The sequence below is a fragment of the Streptomyces sp. NPDC006384 genome, from assembly GCF_042870695.1.
Lineage (GTDB): Bacteria > Actinomycetota > Actinomycetes > Streptomycetales > Streptomycetaceae > Streptomyces.
In genome coordinates this window covers 224,148-230,147 of record NZ_JBIAHR010000013.1, presented here as the reverse complement: position 1 = coordinate 230,147, position 6,000 = coordinate 224,148, and the positions used below count along the sequence as shown (strand labels likewise).

Genomic DNA, 6,000 nt, shown 5'->3' with positions numbered 1-6,000 from the left:
GGGGGGGGGGGGGGGGGGGGGGGGGTTTGGGGGGGGGGGGGGGGGGTGTTTTTTTGTTGGGGGGGGGGGGGGGGGGGGGGGGGGGGGGGGGGGGGGGCCCGCGCCCCCCCCCCCCCCCCCACCGCCCTGTCCGGCAGGCCCGGTGCTCACTCCCGGGGATCACTCCCTGGGCAGCAGCGGTCCCAGCGGTCCGAGGTCCAGGTTCAGGTCCTCGGGCCGCAGGCCGTAGCGGTCGCGCAGTTCGGCCATGCGGTCGTCGAGCAGCATCAGGGTGAGCCCGATCCGCTCCTCCTGCTCCTCGCTCAGGTCGCCCTCGTCGACGCGGCGCAGCGCCTGGCGCTCCATGAGCTGGCGCAGCAGCTCCACGACGGTCAGCACCAGTTTGACCAGGTCGCGCTCGACGGTGTCGGGCTCCAGGTCGAGACGCCTGCGACGTTCGGGATTCTCGCTCACATCAGTCCCCGAACGGTGAGGGCACATTGCGGTTGACCGAGCTGATCAGCGCGTTGAGGTCGATGCGGACCAGGTCGACGTCCGCGATGCGCAGCGTGATGTCGCCGGTGATGACGACCCCGCCGGCCAGCAGCCGGTCCAGCAGGTCCACCAGGGCGATCTCACGGCGTTCCACGACGGTCACGACGGCGCCCCCTCCCCCGGCTCCTCCGTGTCCGGCGGCTCCTCCGTGTCCGGGGCGCCGGCGAAGGAATAGGCCGCCCACGGACCGGTGAGTTCCACGCGCATGCCGGGGGTGTCGTCCTTCGTGCGGTCCACCGCTTCCACGAACTCCTCGGAGGCGCTCCGCGGGACCAGATAGGCGGCGTTGAGCACGTTCCGCCCCGCGGCACCCGAGAGGGCGGGGTTCTGCGGTGCGTGCAGCCGGGTGTCGTCGGCCCGGGAGGACAGGTCCTCGTGCAGGCGCGTCGCGAACGCCTCGGCCCTGGCCCACAGGTCCTCGTGCGCCCGCGACTGCATGCGCCGCTGCCGCAGGTAGTCGCGGCCCGTGGCGGGCTTCGCCGCCGGCTGCGCCGGGCGGGCCTGCTGTCCGGACTCCGCCTCGGCGTACACCTTGACGCCCCATTCCACCCGGCCGTCGAGCCGGTCGAGGGTGCGCCGGAAGGCGTCCTCCCGCTGCTCCATCATCAGGCGCACCCCGCTGTCGTCCCGGAAGACGGTGGCCAGCCGCAGAGGCAGCGGGGTGGTGACGGCGGTGAGCGCGTCGATGACCTGCTGGTGGGCGCGGGCGGTCGCCGCGAGCCAGTCCAGGTCCTCCAGGTGGGCCCGCAGCGCCTCCTCCGAGAAGTCGGCCTCGGGCACGTGGCTGACCACGGCCACCAGACCGTGGTGGGTCAGAAGCCGCGGCGGATCGCCCGCCACCCCCGACAGCTGGGACTGGAGGGGCGCGTCGAAGGGACGGCAGACGGCGTAGACGTAGCGCAGTCCGCTCACGGTGCCTCCCTCGGTACGTGCCCTTCCTCCAGCTCGCGCAGCCGCTGGCGCAGCTCCGCGTTCTCCCGGGTCAGTTCGTCGCGCCGCGCGCGCGAGGAGAGCGCCGGGTCGCTCTCCCACCAGTCGATGCCCATTTCCTTGGCCTTGTCGACGGAGGCCACGACGAGCCTCAGCTTGATGGTGAGCAGTTCGATGTCGAGCAGGTTGATCCGGATGTCGCCCGCGATGACGACGCCCTTGTCGAGCACCCGCTCCAGGATGTCCGCGAGGTTGGCGCCCTGTCCCTGGCCGTAGGTGTCGGGCAGCCGGCCGGGCGTGGTCATCGACGGCTCCCCTGATCGGCGTCCTCGTACTCGTCCTCGTCCGCGTACTCACCGCGGGAGGCGTACTCGTCCTCGGGCTCGTCCTCGTAGGCCTCCTCGTCGTACTCCTCGTCCTCGGCTGCTTCGGGTTCCTCCTCGTCCTCGTCCTCGTCCTCGACGTACGGGGACTCGTCGTCCTCGTAGGCGTCCTCCGGCTCGTCGGAGTCCTCGCCGCGGCCCTCGCGGGCCTCCGGCTCCTCGTCCTCCCGGCCTTCCTGTTCCTCCCGGTCCTCCTGCTGCTCCTGCTCCTCCTGCTCCTCCTCCGCGACCGCGTCCTCGTGGCTGCGGACGACCTCGCCGTCGCGGATCTCGCCGCGCCAGCCGTCGTCGGCCTCGCCCTTGAAGGTGATGTGGCGGACGTAGTTCTTCAGGTCGAGACGGGCCCGGCGGCCCTGGGCGCGCCAGATGTTGCCGGTCTTCTCGAAGAAGCCGCTGGGGTAGTACTCGATGACCAGGATGACGCGGGTCAGGTTGTCGGCGAGCTCATGGAAGCTGACGACGCCCTTGGTGGTGCCCTTGGCGCCCTCGGACGTCCAGGAGATCCGGTCGTCCGGGATCTGCTCGGTGGTCTTCGCCTTCCAGCTGCGGTTGGACCAGAAGACCTTCAGCTGCCAGTCGGACGAGGTGTCGTCGGCGCGGTTCGCGCTCTTGACGCCCTTGGCGAAGGTGCTGAACTCCTGGTACTGGGTCCACTGGTCGTAGGCGGTGCGCAGCGGGACGCCGACGTCGACGTACTCGATGATGACGGTCGGCTTCTGGCCGCCGCCGCCCTTCTTCTTCCCCTTGCCGCCGCCGAGGTTCTTGACGGCGCCGACCACGCTGTCCTTCGCCTTGCCTGCGCCGACCTCGAGCGCGGCCCGCATCGGGCTCTTGCCCTCGGCGAGCTTGCGTCCGCCGTCGAGGGCGAGCTTGGCGAAGCCGGGGCTGTTGCCCTCGGCGATGTCGTTCAGCTTGCCGGTGGTCTCGCCGAGTTTGCGGCCGACGCCGGTCAGCAGCCGGGTGGCCTGGGCAGCGAGGTAGTCCTGCACCTCCGCCTTCAGACGGTCGGCCGCCTCGCTCTGCGCCACGTCGGCGAGCGGATTCTTCTTCGCGGCCCTGCCTGCCGCGGAGGCCGCGGAACCGAGGCTGTCGGTCATCACTCACCACCGCCCTTCGACTGCCGGGATCCGGCGCCGCGCGCCGCGTTCCGGGCCTGGGCCGTCTTCTTGCCGGCCGCCTTCCTGGCGGGCTGCGCCCGCTTGGCGGCCGTCTTCCCCGCGGGTGCCTTCGCGGATGTCTTCGCGGCGGCCTTCTTGGCGGGCGCCTTCCCGGCGGGCGCCTTCTTCGCGGGGCGCTCGCGCCGCCGCCCGCGCTCCTCCTGCTCCCCGTCCTCGTGCTCCCCGTCCTCGTGTTCCGGGGCCTCCGCGTCCTCGGGACCGCGGGATTCGCCGGTGTCCTCGGAGTCACCGGAGTCACCGGAGTCGTCGGAGTCCTCGCCCCGCGCCTTCGACGCCGTACCGGAGAGCTGGTCGCGCACCTGGGCGGTGCGTCCGTGCAGACGGTCGGCGAGCGCGTCGATCTGCCGCTCGACCAGGGCCCCGGAGGCGGCCTTGCCGACCCCCCGCAGGTCCGTGCGCAGCTGGTCCCCGATCTCCTTGAACTGCGGGTTGTTCTGCAGCTGGGCGGAGACGAGTTCCGCGATGCCCTTCGGGGTCAGGTTCATCTTCCTGCCGGCCACCATGGTGCCCACGGCGACCGCCGTCTTCAGTTTCCTCGTGCGTCCCAGCAGATAGCCGGCCCCTACGGCGAGGCCCAGTCCCATTCGGTTCATGGTGCTGTCCCGTTGCCCAATCCCGCGCTGTGGCGCGTAGCGATCTCCAGCCGGTCCAGGAGGGCGTCCTCCTCCTGGTCGAACTCCTCCTCGGTGATCTCACCGGCCTCCAACCGCTCCTCCAGACGGGCCAGTTCGGCCCGGACCGTGGAGGGGTCGTAGTAGATGCGCTCGGCCTCGGCGAGCACCTGTCTGATGGCCCAGCCGCCGCCGCGCACCGGGGCGAGCGGCAGCAGGAGGACCTCCGAGAGGAGTCCCATGGCCGTCACCCCGCTCCGGCGTCCGCACCACCGGCCGCGGTGCCCGCGGGCTCGGCCGGGCCGGGCTCGACGAAGCTGTACGGCGGCAGCGGCCCGTTCACCCGCACCTCCAGGTGCGGCATCTCCCTGCGGACCCGCTCCACGGCGGCCAGGAACTCCTCGGCCGACTCGCGCTTCACCAGGAACGACACGTTGGCGAGCCAGCCGGTGGACTCGGGACCCACGCTCACCGCGTCGGCGGTGCCCTCCAGGGCCCGCTCCAGCGCGGCGCCGTCCTGCGCCTCCTTGCCCTTGACGGCGTTCGCGACCATCTCGCCGAGGCGGATCTTGTCCTCGTAACTGCCGCCGCCCGCCTGCCGGTTGGCCTCCGCGAGGGCGCGGATGTCCGGATTCTCGGCCATCACGTGGTGCAGGACGGCTTCCTCGACGTGGTTGGCCTTGATGTTGTACTCGACCCTGCCGTCCAGCGCCCGCAGACGCTCCAGGTAGTGCTCGGCGCGCTCGGCGAGCACACCGGTGACCGCATTGTCGTCCGGGGCGATGCTGCCGAACCGCATGGGCAGCACACAGCCTTCCGCCCCCGCCTCGCTGAGCACGTTCTGGTGGGCGAGCAGTTCCCTGCGCTTGGGGCGCAGCCCTTCGGGGGCGTCGCTGACGACGGCCGCCAGCTCGCCCGCCTCGAGGATCCGCACCTTGCGCGCCGGCTCGCCGACACCGGTCAGTCCCTCGGGAAGCGACGGGTGCGAGGCGGCGGTGATGCCGTAGACGTACGTGCTCACTCCTGCTCCTCCTTCCGGCGGGGCGCGGCCTTGCGGGCGCGGGGGCGCGAGGCGGCCTCCCGCTCGGAGCCGCTGTCGTCACGGCCCTGCTTGAACGCGTCCGAGATGGTTTCGGCGGCGCCGGACAGCGCCCCCTTGGACTTGCCGCGGGCGCCGGACTCGGTCATCTCGCCGACCAGGTCGGGCAGGCCCGGGTTCTTGCGCGGCCCGGCCTCCAGGTCGAGCCGGTTGCACGCCTCGGCGAAGCGCAGGTAGGTGTCGACGCTGGCGACGACGACACGGACGTCGATCTTCAGGATCTCGATGCCGACCAGGGAGACGCGCACGAATGCGTCGATGACGAGCCCCCTGTCCAGAACGAGCTCGAGCACGTCGTAGAGGCCGCTGCTGCCGCCTCCACCACCGGTCTGCTGTGCCGGTACGACTGTCATTCCGGCTGTACCTCCTTCTCGTCTCGCCTCTTGTCTCGCCCTGCCCCGCGGGTGCGGGTGCGGGCGCGAGTGCGGGTGCGGGTCGCGGAGTCCGGCCGGCGGTCTAGTGGCCGCCGGAACCGCGCGTGTCGGACCGGCCGCGTTCGTAGCGCCGGGCACGCCGGTAGCCGGTGAGCATTCCCTGGGAGTCGAGTTCCACCAGGTAGCTCGCCATCAGGCTCATCGTGTCGGGCACCCTCTCGAGTTCGAGCACCTCGACCTCCAGCGACCAGCCCTCCTCCGTCTGCTCGAAGGACGACACGGACTCGACGGCCAGTCCGGTGAGTTCCGCAAACTGGGCGCGCGCCTCACGCAGCACCTCCATCGGACTCGGCCGGTGATTCGCCTGTGACTGTTGTGACTCCTGCACGCTGTGCGACTCCTGCGCACTCTGTCGCTTTTGTTCTTCCTGTGAGTTTTGCGATTCAGGTGAACTCTGTTGTGAACTGGGCGATTCGGACGTATTCTTCGTGTTCGACATGGCCACCTCCCCCTCCGTGTGGCCGCAAGCGTGTTCGCCAAACCTCCACGCGCCCATGCATGTGCCACACGGCTCCGGGCCGGGGACCGACGTCCGGTGCGACTGGCGTGGCTGGCGTGGCTGGTGCGGCGGGTGCGACTCGACCGCGCGGCTCACGGCCCCGGCGGCGCGTGGACAGCGCGGGGGGGGGGGGGGGGGGGGGGGGGGGGGGGGGGGGGGGGGGGGGGGGGGGGGGGGGGGGGGGGGGGGGGGGGGGGGGGCGCCGCGGGCGGGCGGGGGGCGGCCCCCGCCCCCCCCCCCCCCCCCCCCCCCCCCCCCCCCCCCCCCCCCCCCCCCCCCCCCCCCCCCCCCCCCCCCCCGCTGCCTTCCCTCCCACACACCTGTCGCCCCCT

At 72.2% G+C, this 6,000-nt stretch carries 10 protein-coding genes; all 10 read right to left on the bottom strand.

From position 1 onward, the window contains the following. Positions 1 to 159: 159 nt before the first annotated feature. Positions 160 to 480 carry a gas vesicle protein K gene (locus ACFYOJ_RS20150; protein ID WP_388597414.1) on the bottom strand — a complete coding sequence of 107 codons (321 nt, stop codon included), beginning with the start codon at positions 478 to 480 and terminating at the stop codon, positions 160 to 162. Then, on the bottom strand, positions 455 to 637 hold the full coding sequence (locus ACFYOJ_RS20145) for a gas vesicle protein (protein ID WP_077799359.1): 183 nt from the start codon (positions 635 to 637) through the stop codon (positions 455 to 457). Before ACFYOJ_RS20145 ends, ACFYOJ_RS20150 begins: the two co-directional genes overlap by 26 nt. Then, positions 634 to 1,446, bottom strand: coding sequence for a GvpL/GvpF family gas vesicle protein (locus ACFYOJ_RS20140; protein WP_356558865.1), 813 nt, complete (start codon positions 1,444 to 1,446; stop codon positions 634 to 636). The genes ACFYOJ_RS20145 and ACFYOJ_RS20140 overlap by 4 nt, the downstream gene beginning before the upstream one ends. Then, positions 1,443 to 1,769, bottom strand: coding sequence for a gas vesicle protein (locus tag ACFYOJ_RS20135; RefSeq protein ID WP_356558867.1), 327 nt, complete (start codon positions 1,767 to 1,769; stop codon positions 1,443 to 1,445). The genes ACFYOJ_RS20140 and ACFYOJ_RS20135 overlap by 4 nt, the downstream gene beginning before the upstream one ends. After that, the gene (locus ACFYOJ_RS20130) at positions 1,766 to 2,944 is read right to left on the bottom strand and encodes an SRPBCC family protein (protein ID WP_356558869.1); all 1,179 of its coding nucleotides are present in this window, start codon (positions 2,942 to 2,944) and stop codon (positions 1,766 to 1,768) included. The genes ACFYOJ_RS20135 and ACFYOJ_RS20130 overlap by 4 nt, the downstream gene beginning before the upstream one ends. Then, positions 2,944 to 3,618 (bottom strand): DNA primase, encoded by a 675-nt coding sequence (locus ACFYOJ_RS20125; protein WP_356558871.1) that lies wholly within the window; start codon positions 3,616 to 3,618, stop codon positions 2,944 to 2,946. The genes ACFYOJ_RS20130 and ACFYOJ_RS20125 overlap by 1 nt, the downstream gene beginning before the upstream one ends. After that, positions 3,615 to 3,878 (bottom strand): gas vesicle protein GvpG, encoded by a 264-nt coding sequence (locus ACFYOJ_RS20120; protein WP_356558873.1) that lies wholly within the window; start codon positions 3,876 to 3,878, stop codon positions 3,615 to 3,617. Before ACFYOJ_RS20120 ends, ACFYOJ_RS20125 begins: the two co-directional genes overlap by 4 nt. A gap of 5 nt (positions 3,879 to 3,883) precedes the next feature. After that, complete coding sequence (locus ACFYOJ_RS20115) at positions 3,884 to 4,657, bottom strand: GvpL/GvpF family gas vesicle protein (RefSeq protein WP_356558875.1); 774 nt, start codon at positions 4,655 to 4,657, stop codon at positions 3,884 to 3,886. Next, a complete protein-coding gene (locus tag ACFYOJ_RS20110) occupies positions 4,654 to 5,088 on the bottom strand; it encodes a gas vesicle structural protein GvpA (protein WP_356558877.1) in 435 nt (144 codons plus the stop codon). Before ACFYOJ_RS20110 ends, ACFYOJ_RS20115 begins: the two co-directional genes overlap by 4 nt. A 103-nt stretch (positions 5,089 to 5,191) precedes the next feature. Beyond that, complete coding sequence (locus ACFYOJ_RS20105; protein ID WP_356558879.1) at positions 5,192 to 5,608, bottom strand: gas vesicle protein; 417 nt, start codon at positions 5,606 to 5,608, stop codon at positions 5,192 to 5,194. Positions 5,609 to 6,000: the final 392 nt, after the last annotated feature.

Bases quoted from the DNA above. Each gene is read 5' to 3' on its own strand.
- ACFYOJ_RS20150 (WP_388597414.1), bottom strand. From the start codon at position 480: ATGTGCCCTCACCGTTCGGGGACTGATGTGAGCGAGAATCCCGAACGT.
- ACFYOJ_RS20135 (WP_356558867.1), bottom strand. From the start codon at position 1,769: ATGACCACGCCCGGCCGGCTGCCCGACACCTACGGCCAGGGACAGGGC.
- ACFYOJ_RS20130 (WP_356558869.1), bottom strand. From the start codon at position 2,944: ATGACCGACAGCCTCGGTTCCGCGGCCTCCGCGGCAGGCAGGGCCGCG.
- ACFYOJ_RS20125 (WP_356558871.1), bottom strand. From the start codon at position 3,618: ATGAACCGAATGGGACTGGGCCTCGCCGTAGGGGCCGGCTATCTGCTG.
- ACFYOJ_RS20120 (WP_356558873.1), bottom strand. From the start codon at position 3,878: ATGGGACTCCTCTCGGAGGTCCTCCTGCTGCCGCTCGCCCCGGTGCGC.
- ACFYOJ_RS20110 (WP_356558877.1), bottom strand. From the start codon at position 5,088: ATGACAGTCGTACCGGCACAGCAGACCGGTGGTGGAGGCGGCAGCAGC.
- ACFYOJ_RS20105 (WP_356558879.1), bottom strand. From the start codon at position 5,608: ATGTCGAACACGAAGAATACGTCCGAATCGCCCAGTTCACAACAGAGT.